Raw genomic sequence first — 16,254 nt, forward strand, 5'->3', positions numbered from 1 at the left:
CATTTGGGATGCTCTTTTTATACACACTTTTTGCTGCAAATAATATGTCATGACAAAAGCGAAAATGTTTCACTGCTCAGAGGTAAAGTTTTCTCATAACACGAACTTTACCTGTTTAAAATTTTGTTGAGTTTTTTATCCACAGAAAGACAAGCACAGAACTTTGCACAGATTTATGCACAGTCCCCAACTTGTCTAAAAACTTATTCACAGCATGTGGATATTTCGATATCATTATCGGTTAATCATCTGCTACTGCAATAAAAAATATCCACATGCTTGGTTGTATATTACTAAAGTTTTTACATCACTTTCCTAAATTTTGTGTATTTCAAGCAAAAAATAATCCACAACTTGTGACTTTTGGATTATTATTATTCACTTGTGGAAAACATTTTTATTAAATGGTAAAATAAGTTTTGCTTAACGTTATCGGGAGGACTTATTTTGTTTGATATCAATCAATTTTGGCAACATTTTAATGAAGAAATGCGTGCACGCTTTAACGAGGTTGCATACAATGCTTGGTTTAAAAATACTAAGCCTATTTCTTATGACAAAAATACTCATGAATTAAAAATTGCCGTCCAAAATCCGGTAACCAAGGGGTATTGGGAAAAAAATCTAGCATCAGAGTTAATTCAATCTGCGTACGGGTACGCTAATATTGAGGTAATTCCCGTTTTTCAAATTGAAGGCGACACTAGTAGCGAACGGATAGTAACCCCTAAGCCTCAAGCACAAATTACGCAAGATAGAATTCAACCCTCAAGCGATAATACATTTGTCCGTAACCTTAAGCTAAACGACAAATATACTTTTGATAATTTTGTTCAAGGTGAAGGAAACAAGTTGGCTGCCGGTGCTGCCTTAGCAGTTGCCGATAGTCCAGGTAGTTTTTACAATCCTCTATTTATCTTTGGTGGCGTTGGTCTTGGTAAAACGCACTTGATGCAAGCGATTGGTCATCAAATGTTAGCTGAGCGACCAAATGCGAAAGTCGTTTATATTCAAAGTGAAACCTTCGTCAACGATTTCATTAATTCGATCAAAAATAAGACGCAAGATCAATTTCGTGAGAAATATCGAACCTGCGACTTATTGCTAGTTGATGATATTCAGTTTTTTGCTAAAAAAGAAGGTATTCAAGAAGAATTCTTCCATACATTTGAAACCTTATATAATGATCAAAAGCAAATTGTCATGACTAGTGACCGGTTACCAACCGAAATTCCTGATTTATCAGAAAGGCTGGTTTCACGGTTTACTTGGGGCTTACAAGTTGAAATTACGCCACCTGATCTGGAGACGCGAATTGCAATTTTACGCAAAAAAGCTGAAGCCGAAAATCTGACAATCGATGACAGTACACTTGACTATATTGCCTCTCAGGTTGACACCAACATTAGAGAACTCGAAGGAGCTCTAGTTAAAGTCCAGGCACACGCAACGATTGAACATGAAGACATCAATGTAAACTTAGCACGAGAAGCTTTAGCCGATTTGAAGTTAGTCCAAAAGAATCAGGGATTGCAAATTTCTAAAATTCAGGAAGTTGTTGCCAATTATTTCCAAACCTCAACTTATGAGTTGAAAGGAAAAAAGCGGGTCCGCCAAATAGTGGTACCGCGCCAAATTGCAATGTACCTTTCGCGGGAGCTAACCGATTCAAGTTTACCTAAAATAGGTCAAGAATTTGGTGGCAAAGATCATACGACTGTGATGCATGCCTGCGAAAAGATCAGTCGCGAAATTAAAACTGATTCTGATATTAAGACTGCAGTGTTCGATTTGAAGCAAATGCTTGACCACTAATTCAATAGTGAAATGTGGAAAACTTTTGCTTTTGTACACATTTTCTTAACCGTCACGATTACGTTATTTTAGGGCTGTTAATGTTTTTCAACAGAAAACACAGGACCTACTAATACTACTTAATTAAATATATAATTAATATAAATAAAACAGACACAAACTCAGGAGGTAACAAATGAAATTTGCCGTAAATCGCAATCTCTTTGTCGACAATCTAAACAATGTAATGCATGCTATTTCTTCACGTGCAACAATTCCAATATTAAGCGGAATTAAACTCAACCTAACTGAAGATGAATTAATCCTAACTGGTAGTGATACTGAAATTTCAATTGAAATTCATATTCCTGTCAGTGAAGACTTAACAGTCGAATCTACTGGATCAGTGGTTTTACCTGCCCGTTTCTTCAGCGAAATTATTAGACGCTTACCTGGTAAGGAATTTTCTTTAGAAGTAAAAGACAGTTTCCAAACTCAAATTATTTCTGAAAATAGTGAATTCATAATTAACGGTCTTGATGCAAATAACTATCCAAGATTACCGGAAATTGCTGACGAGTCCTCTTTTGTCATTTCTGGAAAAACATTCCGTGAAATTATTAATGAAACTCAGTTTGCGGTTGCTACTCAAGAAAGTCGTCTCGTCTTAACTGGAGTTCATTTCAACTTTAGTTCTGATAAAATTTATGCTGTTGCAACAGATTCGCACCGTCTTTCGAGTCGTGCCTTAACTTTGGAAAATGGTCCGCAAGTTAAGACAGATTTGATTATCCCAGGAAAAAGTTTGCTAGAACTAGCTCGTATTATTGGCGAAACAGATCCAGAAATTAAAGTTTGTCCTGGTGAAAATCAAGTACTGTTTGAAATTGGCAACATTTTATTCTATTCACGCTTACTTGAGGGTAGCTACCCTGACACTGAGCGCTTAATTCCAACCGAGAGTACAACAACAGTTGAATTTGATTTGGCTGAATTATCCAGTGCGCTTGATCGAGCAAGTTTGTTGACACATGCTGGCCGTAATAACGTGGTTGATTTGACCCTAGACACTGAAAACCAAACTGCTAAATTGTCAGGTGAGTCCGCTGAAATTGGTAACGTTGAAGAAGATGTTAGCTTCAAAAAGCTTGAAGGTAAGAACTTAAAGATCTCCTTCAACCCAGACTATTTACGTGACGCTTTGCGTGCATCTGTTACTGATGCAGTAGTAATGGACTTCACCCAACCATTACGTCCGTTTACTGTTAACCCAGATAAGGACGAAATTGATTTTGTTCAATTAATTACACCAGTTAGAACTTTCTAAGAAATTATTTAGACTAAATAAAAAGAAAAAGTCATCGGTCGATGGCTTTTTCTTTGCCCATTTTTTCAAAAACAAGCCAAAAAGGCTGTTCTTTTATTTTTGGTGTCAACTGCCGTGATGTCTTTATTTGAGAAAAAAACGTTTCTAGGGCGTTATATTGCGTTTGAAGTTGTATTTTGGGTCCCAAAAGCCTATACTAACTATAGTAATTAAAGTGATGAAGGTGGATATTATCAAGGAATTTAAGGTAAAGGGTGAGTATGTCACTCTTAGTCAATTTTTGAAGGAGGAGAGTATTATTTCCTCTGGTGGTCAGGCCAAATGGTATCTGCAAGATAATCCTGTGCTATTTAACGGAGCAAAAGAAAATCGGCGTGGTAAAAAAATTAGACCCGGCGATCAGATTGAGGTTGACCACGAAACATATCAGTTTCGGTAATTTTAATGTATCTCAAGCATTTTATTGCGCAAAATTATCGCAATTTAGAACAGCTCGATGTTGATTTTGATCCTAATGTCAATATTTTTATTGGGCAAAATGCACAAGGAAAAACTAATCTACTTGAAGCAATCTATTTTTTAGCATTAACACGATCGCATAGGACGAGTAGTGATAAAGAGCTGATTGCTTTTGGCAAAGATTTTGCAAATATTTCTGGTCATGTATACAAGAGCCAAATTGATGTCTCGTTGCGTGTTTTACTAAGCAAAAAAGGTAAGAAGGTCTGGATTAATCGAGTGGAACAGGCTAAGTTATCCAAATATGTCGGACAACTAAACGCCATTTTGTTTTCACCAGAAGATCTTGATTTAATCAAAGGTGCGCCTTCATTAAGGCGCCGGTTTATGGATCAAGAATTCGGTCAGATTAATGCGGAATATTTGTATTTTGCTGGTAAATATAAGCAAGTCTTGCAGCAAAAAAACAATTACCTGAAACAGTTGGCAAGTGGAGCTGCGCATGACATCTTGTTTTTAGATGTTTTATCAGATCAACTTGCAGGCGTTGCAGCTGAAGTGATTGTGCGCAGATTCAAATTTTTGAAATTCTTAGATCATTACGCGCAAAACGCATACACGAGCATTAGTTCTAGCAATGAAAAACTTAAGATTAATTATCGACCTTCAGTTAGGGATATAACAGAGGACGATGACGTAGAAATTGTTTATCAAAAATTGCTTGCTAGTTTTCAGAAAAACAAGCAAATGGAGCTGCTTAAGAAGACAACTTTAAGTGGCCCACATCGGGATGACATCGAATTTGAATTGGATGGTAAGGATGCACATTTATATGGGTCGCAAGGACAGCAGCGTACGATTGCTTTGAGTGTTAAACTCGCTGAAATCCAGCTAGTTCACCATCTGACTAGTGAATATCCATTACTTTTACTTGACGATGTAATGAGTGAACTAGATCATAGTCGCCAAAGTGCCTTACTTAACTATATCCACGGCAAGACACAAACTTTTATTACAACAACAGATCTTGAGGGTATTTCCTGGGAAATAATTAAGAAGCCAAAGGTATACCGAATTAAATCTGGAGAGATTTATTTAGAAGAGGGGAAAATGAATGGCAGACAAAAATAACGAAGACCTCAATCAAATAGAAAAATATGAAAAAGAAGCCGATAAGTATGATGCCAGTCAGATTCAAGTATTAGGTGGACTTGAAGCTGTTCGTAAACGGCCCGGTATGTATATTGGCTCGACTAGCTCTCAAGGCCTTCATCACTTAGTTTGGGAAATAATTGATAACGGAATCGATGAAAGTTTAGCAGGTTTTGCGACAAAAATCGAAGTTACCATCAACGAAGATGGTAGTGTTACCGTTCAAGATGATGGACGTGGTATTCCAGTCGATATTGAAAAGAAGACTGGTCGTCCTGCGCTTGAAACTGTTTTTACAGTTCTTCATGCCGGTGGTAAATTCGGCGGTGGCGGATATAAGGTTTCTGGTGGTTTGCATGGTGTTGGGGCTTCAGTAGTTAACGCTTTATCTACAAAGCTTGATGTTACAACAATGCGTGATGGCAAAAAGTACTATATCGACTTTAACCATGGACGCGTAGACCATGAAATGAAAATGACAGGTTCGGTTCCACTTTCAGAGCATGGTACAATTGTTCATTTTTATCCAGATCCTGATATTTTCACTGAAACCACGTCTTTTGATGATCAAATCTTAAAGAACAGAATTCGCGAACTTGCCTTTTTAAACAAGGGTCTAAAATTAACCTTTACGGATAAGCGTAAGGACAGTGCAGAAACAGACGTTTATCACTATGAAGGTGGTATTCAAGAATATGTTTCATTTTTGAATCGCGACACAGAGGTTTTGTTTGATAAACCGATATATGTTGAAGGGGACTTTAATGACATTAATGTCGAAGTTTCGTTGCAATATACGCAAGGCTATAAAACAACTTTAATGACCTTTGCTAACAACATTCACACTTATGAAGGTGGGATGCATGAAGCGGGCTTTAAGACCGCTTTAACCCGTGTAGTTAATGACTATGCGCACAAGACTAAGTTGTTAAAAGATAATGATGATAACTTGTCAGGTGAGGACATTCGTGAAGGGATGACAGCGATTGTTTCAGTTAAGCACCCGAATCCGCAATTTGAGGGGCAAACCAAGACTAAGCTTGGTAACTCCGATGCTAGAACAGCTGTAGACCGTGCTTTTTCAGAAACATTCACCTCGTTTTTGATGGAAAATCCGCAGGTAGGACGCAAGATTGTTGAAAAAGCGCAATTGGCTGAAAGAGCCAGAACTGCTGCCAAAAGAGCACGTGAAGTTACGAGAAAGAAATCTGGGCTGGAAATTGCCAATTTACCTGGTAAGTTAGCAGATAATACAAGTAACGATCCAAGTATTTCAGAATTATTTATCGTTGAGGGTAACTCAGCCGGTGGTTCTGCAAAGCAAGGTCGTTCTCGTTTAACACAAGCTATTTTGCCAATTCGAGGAAAAATATTAAACGTTGAAAAAGCTTCAATGGACCGAATTTTGGCTAACGAAGAAATTCGTTCACTGTTTACCGCTTTGGGAACAGGTTTTGGTGCAGATTTTGACGTTTCAAAGTCTCGTTATCACAAATTAATCATCATGACGGATGCCGATGTCGATGGTGCACACATTAGAACCCTGTTATTAACGCTGGTTTACAACTACATGCGTCCAATGATTGATAAGGGCTATGTTTATATTGCACGTCCGCCTCTATATCAAGTTCGTCAGGGGAAGGTGATTAAGTATCTTGATACCGATGAAGAGTTGCACGACTACTTAGGTAGTTTGCAACCTAGTCCAAAACCAATCGTTCAACGGTACAAGGGATTGGGTGAAATGGATGCTGACCAGTTGTGGGATACAACAATGAATCCTGAAAATAGACGTCTTGATCGTGTTAGCCCAGAATATGCCAAAAACGTTGATGAAGTTTTTGAACTTTTGATGGGTAATGAAGTTGCACCAAGACGAAGCTTTATTGAAAATAATGCTAAATATGTTGAGAATTTGGATGCTTAGGAGGTTTAAATGGATAACGACAATCAAAGTCAAGATCACAGAATTAGAAATGTCGATTTGACCAATGTGATGAACAGTTCGTTTTTGGACTATGCGATGTCAGTTATTGTGGCTCGGGCCTTGCCTGATGTGCGCGATGGCTTGAAGCCGGTTCAACGTCGTATTCTTTATGGAATGAGCGAACTGGGCGTTACACCAGATAAACCATTTAAGAAATCTGCCAGAATTGTTGGAGAAGTTATGGGTAAGTTCCACCCACACGGAGATTCCTCAATTTACTTGGCTATGGCACATATGGCTCAGGACTTCAGTTATCGGTACATGTTGGTTGATGGCCACGGTAACTTTGGTTCTGTCGACGGTGATGAACCAGCCGCAATGCGTTATACCGAGGCGCGGATGAGTAAAATTGCCGTTGAAATGTTGCGCGATATCAACAAAAATACGATTGATTGGCAACGTAACTATGATGATGAAGAAAACGAGCCGGTTGTTTTACCAGCCAGAATTCCTAATCTTTTAGTTAACGGAACCAGTGGAATTGCTGTCGGAATGACAACCAACATTCCACCACATAATCTTGCAGAAGTTATTCAAGGCATTCATATGCTGATGGATAATCCAGATGTTTCAACTAAAGAACTGATGAAGGCAATTCCAGGTCCAGATTTCCCAACTGGTGGTACCATTATGGGCCGTGGTGGAATTTACCGGGCCTATGAATCAGGACGAGGCAACATTGTTGTTAGAGCAAATACAACAATTGAAACTGAAAAAAGTGGTCGTGAACGAATTGTTGTAACCGAAATTCCTTACTTGGTAAATAAGGCTGAATTGGTTAAGAAAATTGCTGATCTAGCTCGTTCTAAGACAATAGATGGGATTACCGGTGTTCGTGATGAATCCGACCAGTCTGGGATGAGAATCACAATCGACGTTCGTCGTGATGCTAGTGCAAGTGTTATCTTGAACAATTTATTTAAGCTAACTCAAATGCAGGCTAACTTTGGAATGAACATGGTTGCAATCGTTGATGGTGCGCCACATTTCCTTAGTCTTAAAGAGATGCTGCAATACTACTTGAAGCATCAAGAAGACGTCGTTACACGCAGAACTAAGTTTGACTTAGCTAAGGCTGAGGCAAGAGCACACATTCTAGAAGGTTTGAAGATTGCTCTTGACCATATTGATGAAATTGTTCATATTATTCGTCAAAGTGAATCAAGTGATATTGCTAAGGCTGCCTTAATTAGTCGTTTCGGCTTAGACGACAAGCAGTCACAAGCTATTTTGGACATGCGTCTGGTTCGTTTGACTGGATTAGAACGTGACAAAGTTGAAGCTGAATACAACGAATTAAAGGTTAAGATTGACGATTACAAGGATATCTTAGCTAAGCCAGAGCGAATTAACGAAATCATCTATGAAGAACTGCTTGATATTGAAAAGCGGTTTGGTGATGAGCGTCGGACCAAGATTGGTGAAGGTGAAGTCATTTCAATTGAAGATGAAGATCTAATTGAAAAACAAGACGTTTTATTAACTTTGACACACAGCGGCTACATCAAACGGATGTTAATTAACGAATTTAAGACACAAAACCGTGGTGGTAAAGGCATCAAAGGAATGGGTATTAAGGACGGCGACTTTATTGAAAAGTTGATTTACTCAAGTACCCACGATATGCTCCTATTCTTTACTAACAAGGGAAAAGTCTACTCGAAGAAAGCCTACGAAATTCCAGAATTTGGTCGAACAGCGAAGGGGTTGCCAGTAGTTAACTTACTTCAGCTTGAAAAAGGTGAGAAGATCCAGACCATTATCAATGTTGCAGAAGATGCTAATGATCAATATCTCTTCTTCATTACCAAGATGGGAACAGTAAAGCGCACTAGTGTTAGTGAATTTGCTAATATTAGGAATAGCGGTTTAATTGCGTTAACTTTGCGTGATGGGGATGAATTGAGCAATGTTTTGACAACTGATGGCAAACAAGATGTCTTGATTGGAACCCATCTAGGCTATGCTGTTCGCTTCAACGAGTCAGCGGTTCGTTCAATGGGCCGAACTGCTGCTGGTGTACGCGGAATTAACTTACGTGAAAATGATTATGTTGTTGGTTCTGGTGTTGTTAAGGATAGCGATGAAGTTCTTGTTATTTCTGAAAAAGGTTATGGTAAACGCACCTCAGCTAGTGAATATCCAACTAAAGGACGTGGCGGTAAAGGAATTAAGACCGCTAATGTTACAGAAAAGAATGGACCACTTTCTGGTGTAACTGTAATCGATGGAACACAGGACATTATGGTCATTACGGACGATGGAATTATGATTCGTTTCAAGGTTGATAATGTTTCTCAAACTGGCCGTAGCACAATTGGTGTTCGCTTGATTAAAGTTGGCGACAACAGTAAAGTAGCTAGTCTTGCTGTTGTTCCAGCCGAAGCAGATCAAGAAGTTGGCGATGCAGAAGAAACTGAGACACCAACTGAAGAAAATAATTAATAAAAACAAATAAAAATTATCAGATTGTCTTACGTATTTACTATTATGAGAATACAAAATTCTCGGAGGATCACGTGAAGATAGTTTGGTAATTTTTTGTTTCTGTGCTAGAATTAGAGATTGCGAGTAATAAAAAAGAATTACTCCTTGTTCTTGATTTTTAGCAAGAACCATTTAGTCCAAAAGGAGGTGCACTAGTAATGACAACTACTAAGTATGAAATAACTTACATTATCAAGCCTGATATTGATGAAGAATCAAAGAAAGCTTTAGTTGAAAACTATGATAAGGTTATTGCCGATAACGGTGGTACGATGGTTGAGTCAAAAGACTGGGAAAAGCGTCATTTCGCATATGAAATCAATAAATATCGTGAGGGAATTTATCACATTATGATTTTCACTGCAGAAAACGCTGATGCAGTTAATGAATTTGACCGTTTGTCTAAAATTGACACTGCTGTTTTACGTTCAATGACTGTTAAAGTTGGATAATAAAACAAAAACTTTATCGTTTTCGTGATTTAGGAAAGGAAGGACCTGAAGTATGATTAATCGAGTTGTACTTGTTGGCCGTTTAACACGTGATCCTGAATTACGTACTACTGGGAGTGGAATCTCGGTTGCTACGTTTACTCTTGCTGTTGATCGTCAATATACCAATGCTCAAGGCGAGAGAGGTGCGGATTTTATCAGCTGTGTCATTTGGAGAAAATCAGCAGAAAACTTCTGCAATTTTACATCTAAAGGTTCGCTTGTTGGTATTGACGGCCGAATTCAAACCAGAAGTTACGATAATAATGATGGGCAAAGAGTGTATGTAACTGAAGTCGTCGTAGACAACTTCGCATTGCTTGAATCACGCAAAGAACGTGAAGCCCGTAGTCAAAATGGTGGATTTACACCAACTGACAACGGAAACTTTGGTAATTCAAATACCAATAATCCGCAAAATATGGGAACATCTAATCAGAATAGCCCAGTAGGTAATCAGCCAGATTCTATGCAGGATCCGTTTGCTGGTTCGGGTGATACAATTGATATCTCTGATGATGATCTTCCATTCTAATTTCTAAGAAAGGATCGAGGATATGGCTCAACAAAGAAGAGGTGGCGGCCACCGTCGTCGTAAGGTTGACTTTATCGCAGCCAACCATATTGATTACGTTGACTACAAGGACGTTGATCTGTTGAAACGTTTTATCTCTGAAAGAGGTAAAATCTTACCACGTCGTGTCACTGGCACCAGCGCTAAGAACCAACGTAAGGTAGCTAAGGCAATCGAAAGAGCTCGCATTATGGGCTTGTTGCCATTCGTTACTGAAGACTAAAATAAATAGTTTTGAACCCTTTAACCAGATTAAGTTTTGGCTAGAGGGTTTTTAATGCTTAAAAAATTGAAAAGTCTCAGAAGCTTAGTGTTTTTGAGACTTTTTATATTTTAAAAATTAATTAATAATAAAAAATATATTAGTAAAAAAGAAAGCATACGATAAAATGAACCTTAAGTACTGTAGTATAAGCTATCATTATGTGGTAATGCAGCACGTACATAGTACCTCAAGGTATCAGCCACAGGGTTAATCTTATTACTAGGATGTATATTAACGTTCTATCTAAGTAATTGTAAGCGTAGTTGATTACCTGTCAGCTATGCTTATTTTTTATGGAGATTCTTATGAAAAAAATAGTTCTTGCCTGTCTAGCTATTGTTAACATTTTAACCTACATGATGGTTATTAATTTCTATCAATCACGTGATTATGACCAGATAGCTAAAATGGGAGAAACAAGTGATTCTTTTCAAATATACTTGCAAGATAGTTCAGTTAATCCTGACAGTCAGATTAGCTTTTTTAAAGAACTTTCTCGGAAGTACGATATATCTGTTATTTTGACTACCAGGGAACAAAATAATGTAGTTGAAAAATCAGTGATTGCTAGTCCTACTTCCTTTCCAGTTGCGTCTTTTCGATTAGATAAAGTTGATTTACAAAATGATCAAGACTTCTATGCAAGTTTCAAAACTAACAGTGCTAAGCAAAAAGGGAAAATTCCTGTTTTTGTTAAGGGTAACAAGATTGTCTTACAAAGTATGACACGATACTTTAAGAACAAAAAAACAGTCGATGGAGTCTACACGATTATTCCGGGAAAATCTAATCGAAAAGAACTTCTTAAGCAATTCTCTCAATTTTACGGAGTTTCACGTGATCAACTCCTAAAACAAACAATAGGACGAAAACAAGTATATTTTACAAGGGAAATCTGGGTTTTAAGTTTCATTTTTGTTCTAGCAAGTCTAGTCTTTATTCTAGTTAACGTTTATTACCCGATTTCACAATCAAGTTCAATTGGGATTAAAAAATTGAATGGCTGGAAAAACAAGGACATTTTTCTAGCAATGATCAAGCAGGGGATAATAATGATTGTTGTAACATCAATCATTATTAATCTTACAACTCTTCTGATTTTTTCATACCGACCAAATGGCTTTATTTTGACATGTATTCTAGTGCAAGCACTAATTTTATTCCTGTATTTATTAGCTAATTCTGTTACTTATTTAATAATTAAACGTATATCTATCGGGGATTTATTAAAAGGAAAGTTTCATTTTGGTTACGGTATCAGTCTTGCCTTGATAATAAAAATCTTGATGAGCGTTGTTTCAACATTCTTGTTGATTAATATGTCAACGGAGATTAGCGAAGCTGTGGCAAGCTACCAGTTACAACAGGAATGGGCTAAAGAAGGCAAACTAAAAACTGTTAATAGTGTTGGCCCGGTATTTATTACTGATGAAAAAGAGACAACTAAAACGATGGCTGCTTGGTTTAGTAAAATGGCTCAGAACAAGGGCGTTTATTATGTAGAAAGTGGTTCTTACTCAACCAAAAATGTTTTACCAAAAAATGAAGCAAATAAGAAACCGGAACAAAAATACGATTTGATGTCAGTCAACCGCAACTTTATTAGAGCAAAATTGCCAGAATTAAAAAGATATTTAGATACAACTCAGCATGCTTTTCTTGTTCCTTCTAAGTATCAAAAACATCCGCAAGAAATAAAATATTTTCTTCAAAATTACAGCTATAACAATCTAAGCAGTGCTCAACAGGGCAAAATAAACCCTCAACAACTTAAGATAAAGATTAAGTATTACCATGAAGATGTACAGCCAATCACTTATAATGTTCGACTAAAAAAGAGTTTTACCAATCCAATTATTGAGGTTGTTGAGGACCATAATTTGACTTTCTGGCAATCAATAGCCCTAAGTAATACAGATAAGACAAGTCCAATTAAGATTGAAGACACCCCTCAAACTAGTGAGTTATTAAAAAAGACAAGCAAAGAACCGCAGGTCAAACGATTGCAGATGAAGTTTGTGTCTCTAAATCAGATTTTGGCAACTAGTTCGGATTCTGCTTACAAGGGCTTGCAAGTAGTTATCGTTGTTTTACTTATTATTTTTGGTATTAACTTATTTGCGACTATCTTTTTACTTCTTTATGTAATTTCTAATCAGCAAAAGAAGCTATCAGTTCTGCGCCTGTTGGGCTATCGCAAATTTGACCGTTATCGAGCAGAAACATTGATACTGCTTGGTCTAGGACTAGGTGAAGTAATTACATTAATTTGTTTTAAAGTATCACTAATTCCAATACTTTTAGCAGTTTTAATGATGCTAGCGGACATATTAGTATTTAGCTTAGTGGTCCAGCATGTGGAAGCGCGTGACTTGTCGTTCTTACTTAAAGGAGGGTTATCATGATCGAATTGAAAAATATCACTAAAAAATTTGAAAACAAAACGGTGTTTGCTAACTTTAATTTGCAGATTGACCAGAATGAGATGGTCGCAATTATAGGTCCAAGTGGTTCTGGCAAAAGCACATTGCTCAATATTTTAGGACTAATTGATAAAGTTGATGATGGTGATTATCAATTTGAGCAGTATACCAACATTAAGCCTAATAGTAGACTAGCCCAAAAGATTATCAGGGAAAAAATTAGTTACCTTTTCCAAAATTTTGCCTTAATTGAAGAAGATACGGTCTTACAAAATTTGCTCTTAGCATTAAAGTACGTCAAGCAAAGTAAAAAAGAAAAAACGGAAATCATTACCGCTGCACTCCAAAAAGTAGGACTATCAGAATACTTGAACAGTAAAATTTATGAACTATCAGGTGGTCAGCAACAAAGAGTAGCTGTTGCAAGAGCAATCATTAAACCAAGTGAACTGGTATTAGCAGACGAGCCGACTGGCTCTTTGGATAGTAAAAATCGTGATGAAATTATCAAGCTCCTCCTCGAACTTAATGATGCTGGTAAAACAGTTATCGTTGTTACTCACGATAGTCATGTTGCCGAAAAGTGCCATCGGGTACTAGAGCTTAAGTAATTGGACATAGTAAGGTCAAACAACAAATACGGAAAGTTTAACTTTCCGTATTTGCTATATGCAATCATCTAGAAGAATGAGGCAAAGGTTTCTTATCAAGTAAAACCAAGGTATAATAATACTGATGTACTATACATTAATTTAGGAAGGATCTTACATGAAAGATTTTTTACGTAAGCTTGAATTTCCTGCTTTTATTAAAGATTCGCGCTTAACAGCTGCGGTTGTGATTATCCTCGCCTTGTCTTTTTTAGGCAGTATCGTGGCAATGATTATGAATCCGTTATTTGGACTGGCGATGGTAGTGATTTTTATCCTAACTGTTGTCTGCATCGTTTATGGCGCTTATATCCTCGCTGGTAATGCCAATAACTTTGCTGTCAGTTTGTCCTATCGGATTAAGCGCAGTGAACAAGAGGCAATGATTAAAATGCCGCTTGGGATTTTACTTTATGACAAAGACAGGCAGATTCAGTGGGTAAACCCCTATTTACAGCTTTATTTAAAAGATGATGACTTAGTTGGTCATACGATTAAGTCGGTTGATCCAGATTTAGATAAATTAATTGATGATTCACTAAAAGCTAAAACAGCGGAAAACCAAGTTGTTAATTGGGATAATCACCAATTTGAAATGGTTGTTCAGGACAATCTTGGGGTTATTTATTTATTAGACATAACACGCTACGCCAAAATTGAGCAAAAATATAATAACGAATTGCTGGCAGTTGGACAGATTTTTATTGATAACTACGATGAATTAAGTGAAACGATGCATGATCAAGAGCTGACAACCACAAGCTCTTATGTGCAAAATACACTAAGTGATTATGCTAAAAAATATCATGCCTACCTCAAGCGAATTGATGAAGACCATTTCTTGCTTTTACTACATACGCAGGATTTGACGCAAATGGAACAAGACAGGTTCTCAGTTCTTGATAAACTTCGTTTAGAGACTAGTCGTAACAATACCCCGTTGACCTTATCAATCGGGATTGCTTATGGTAGTAGCCTAATAACTGAGCTAGCTGATCAGGCACAGTCCAACCTTGACTTAGCCCTTGGCCGTGGTGGTGACCAGGTAGTTTTGAGTCAGCCAGGTAGTGCCGCTAAATTCTATGGTGGCAAGTCAAATCCAATGGAGAAGCGGACTAGGGTCAGAGCACGGATGGTTTCCCAGGCAATTAGTGAGCTTTTCAAGGAGGCTGATCGGGTTTTCGTTGTTGGACATGCTAACCCAGATATGGACTCTGTTGGTAGTGGCATCGGCGTTGTTAAAATCGCGCGTCTACATGATGTCAAAGCTAATTTTGTTCTAGATGTTAATAAAACTAATTATGATGTGGGTCGGCTAGTTGCCAAAATGCAACAAACCCAAGATGATCAAGAAATGTTTATTTCACCAGAAACAGCTTTAGAAAGCCTGACCGACAAATCTATGCTAGTTATGGTTGATCACTCAAAATACTCAATTACATATTCAAAAGAGCTATATGATCGCTTAAGGAACCGGATTATTGTTATTGATCACCACCGGCGCGGCGAAGAATTCCCTGAAAATCCAATGTTAACTTATGTTGAGCCGTATGCTTCATCAGCCTGTGAGCTGGTTACCGAAATGGTAGAATACCAACAGCCTAATTCCGGTCAGCGAGTATTGACTGATATTGAAGCAACTGCAATGCTTGCGGGAATTACGGTTGATTCACGTGAATTTTCGTTACGTACAGGTACAAGAACTTTCGATGCTGCTAGTTATTTACGCTCAATTGGAGCTAGTTCGGTTGGAGTAAGTGAACTATTGAAAGAAGACATTGATAGTTTCTTGCAGCGGACACGATTGGTCAGCAGTCTAAAAATGATTGGACCAGAAATGGCTGTTTTGTGCGGGGATGATAACAAAATTGTTGATCCTATTATCACGGCGCAGGCAGCAGATACTGCATTAGACCTAGAAAATGTTGAAGCTAGTTTTGCGATAACTCGCCGTGCCAAAGACATGATAGGTATTTCTGCACGTTCAATGGGCGACATTAATGTACAAGTAATCATGGAAAAATTAGGCGGCGGCGGACATTTGTCTAATGCAGCAACACAAATTAAAAATGTCACTGTACAAGAAGCACTTGAAAAGCTACGTGATGCAGTTGATACTTATGAGAAAGAAAATGAATAAAGGAGAGCAGAAAAATGAAAGTTATTTTTACTAAAGACGTCAAAGGCCGTGGAAAACGCGGAGAAGTTAAAGAAGTTCCAGATGGCTATGCTCAAAACTTTTTATTAAAGCGCGGCTTAGCTAAGGCAGCTAATAAAGCGAATATGCATACTTTAGAACGCGTTGAAGCCAATGAAAAAGCTGCTTACGAAAGTGAAAAGGCTGAAGCTGAAAAGGTTAAGGCTGTTCTTGATAAAGACGAAACAGTCGTTAATTTTAAGTCAAAAGCTGGTGCCGATTCACGTTTATTCGGTTCAATTTCCAGTAAGAAAATTGTTGAAGGCTTAGAACAACAATTTGGTGTTAAGGTCGATAAGCGTAAATTAGTCCTTTCTGAGCCGATTAAAACATTAGGCTACACAAATGTACCTGTTAAACTTTTTAAGGGCGTAGAAGGCAAAATTCGCGTACACATCACAGAACAAGATTAAGACGCTGGTTAAACTATTTTAAAGAAGTGGTCATG

General features: G+C 37.6%; 13 protein-coding genes. All 13 read left to right on the plus strand.

Annotated features, from left to right (window positions below; translation table 11 throughout):
* Positions 1-447: 447 nt before the first annotated feature.
* The 13 genes from dnaA to rplI all read left to right on the plus strand — a co-directional run bounded on the left by dnaA (position 448) and on the right by rplI (position 16,219).
* Entirely contained in the window at positions 448-1,815 is a 1,368-nt protein-coding gene (gene dnaA, locus DKL56_RS00005; protein ID WP_109714937.1) for a chromosomal replication initiator protein DnaA, read from the plus strand.
* A 175-nt stretch (positions 1,816-1,990) separates the two neighbouring features.
* Positions 1,991-3,121 carry a DNA polymerase III subunit beta gene (dnaN, locus tag DKL56_RS00010; RefSeq protein ID WP_109714938.1) on the plus strand — a complete coding sequence of 377 codons (1,131 nt, stop codon included), beginning with the start codon at positions 1,991-1,993 and terminating at the stop codon, positions 3,119-3,121.
* A 217-nt stretch (positions 3,122-3,338) separates the two neighbouring features.
* Positions 3,339-3,560: a S4 domain-containing protein YaaA gene (gene yaaA / locus DKL56_RS00015; RefSeq protein ID WP_074426251.1), complete on the plus strand. Its 222-nt coding sequence runs from the start codon at positions 3,339-3,341 to the stop codon at positions 3,558-3,560.
* Positions 3,561-3,565: 5 nt separating this feature from the next.
* Complete coding sequence (gene recF, locus DKL56_RS00020; RefSeq protein WP_109714939.1) at positions 3,566-4,711, plus strand: DNA replication/repair protein RecF; 1,146 nt, start codon at positions 3,566-3,568, stop codon at positions 4,709-4,711.
* Positions 4,695-6,659, plus strand: coding sequence for a DNA topoisomerase (ATP-hydrolyzing) subunit B (gene gyrB / locus DKL56_RS00025; protein ID WP_109714940.1), 1,965 nt, complete (start codon positions 4,695-4,697; stop codon positions 6,657-6,659). The genes recF and gyrB overlap by 17 nt, the downstream gene beginning before the upstream one ends.
* 9 nt (positions 6,660-6,668) lie before the next feature.
* On the plus strand, positions 6,669-9,164 hold the full coding sequence (gene gyrA, locus DKL56_RS00030) for a DNA gyrase subunit A (RefSeq protein ID WP_109714941.1): 2,496 nt from the start codon (positions 6,669-6,671) through the stop codon (positions 9,162-9,164).
* A gap of 200 nt (positions 9,165-9,364) precedes the next feature.
* Positions 9,365-9,658 (plus strand): 30S ribosomal protein S6, encoded by a 294-nt coding sequence (rpsF, locus tag DKL56_RS00035; RefSeq protein WP_074426152.1) that lies wholly within the window; start codon positions 9,365-9,367, stop codon positions 9,656-9,658.
* A 52-nt stretch (positions 9,659-9,710) separates the two neighbouring features.
* Positions 9,711-10,232, plus strand: a complete 522-nt coding sequence (ssb, locus tag DKL56_RS00040; protein WP_109714942.1) for a single-stranded DNA-binding protein — start codon at positions 9,711-9,713, stop codon at positions 10,230-10,232.
* Positions 10,233-10,254: 22 nt separating this feature from the next.
* Positions 10,255-10,494 (plus strand): 30S ribosomal protein S18, encoded by a 240-nt coding sequence (gene rpsR / locus DKL56_RS00045; protein ID WP_046305698.1) that lies wholly within the window; start codon positions 10,255-10,257, stop codon positions 10,492-10,494.
* A gap of 347 nt (positions 10,495-10,841) precedes the next feature.
* The gene (locus DKL56_RS00050; RefSeq protein ID WP_109714943.1) at positions 10,842-12,941 is read left to right on the plus strand and encodes a hypothetical protein; all 2,100 of its coding nucleotides are present in this window, start codon (positions 10,842-10,844) and stop codon (positions 12,939-12,941) included.
* Entirely contained in the window at positions 12,938-13,570 is a 633-nt protein-coding gene (locus tag DKL56_RS00055) for an ABC transporter ATP-binding protein (RefSeq protein WP_109714944.1), read from the plus strand. Before DKL56_RS00050 ends, DKL56_RS00055 begins: the two co-directional genes overlap by 4 nt.
* Positions 13,571-13,727: 157 nt before the next feature.
* A complete protein-coding gene (locus DKL56_RS00060) occupies positions 13,728-15,749 on the plus strand; it encodes a DHH family phosphoesterase (RefSeq protein WP_109714945.1) in 2,022 nt (673 codons plus the stop codon).
* Positions 15,750-15,763: 14 nt separating this feature from the next.
* Positions 15,764-16,219 carry a 50S ribosomal protein L9 gene (rplI, locus tag DKL56_RS00065; protein ID WP_109714946.1) on the plus strand — a complete coding sequence of 152 codons (456 nt, stop codon included), beginning with the start codon at positions 15,764-15,766 and terminating at the stop codon, positions 16,217-16,219.
* Positions 16,220-16,254: the final 35 nt, after the last annotated feature.

It is taken from the genome of Lactobacillus apis (assembly GCF_003150935.1).
Taxonomy (GTDB): domain Bacteria; phylum Bacillota; class Bacilli; order Lactobacillales; family Lactobacillaceae; genus Lactobacillus; species Lactobacillus apis.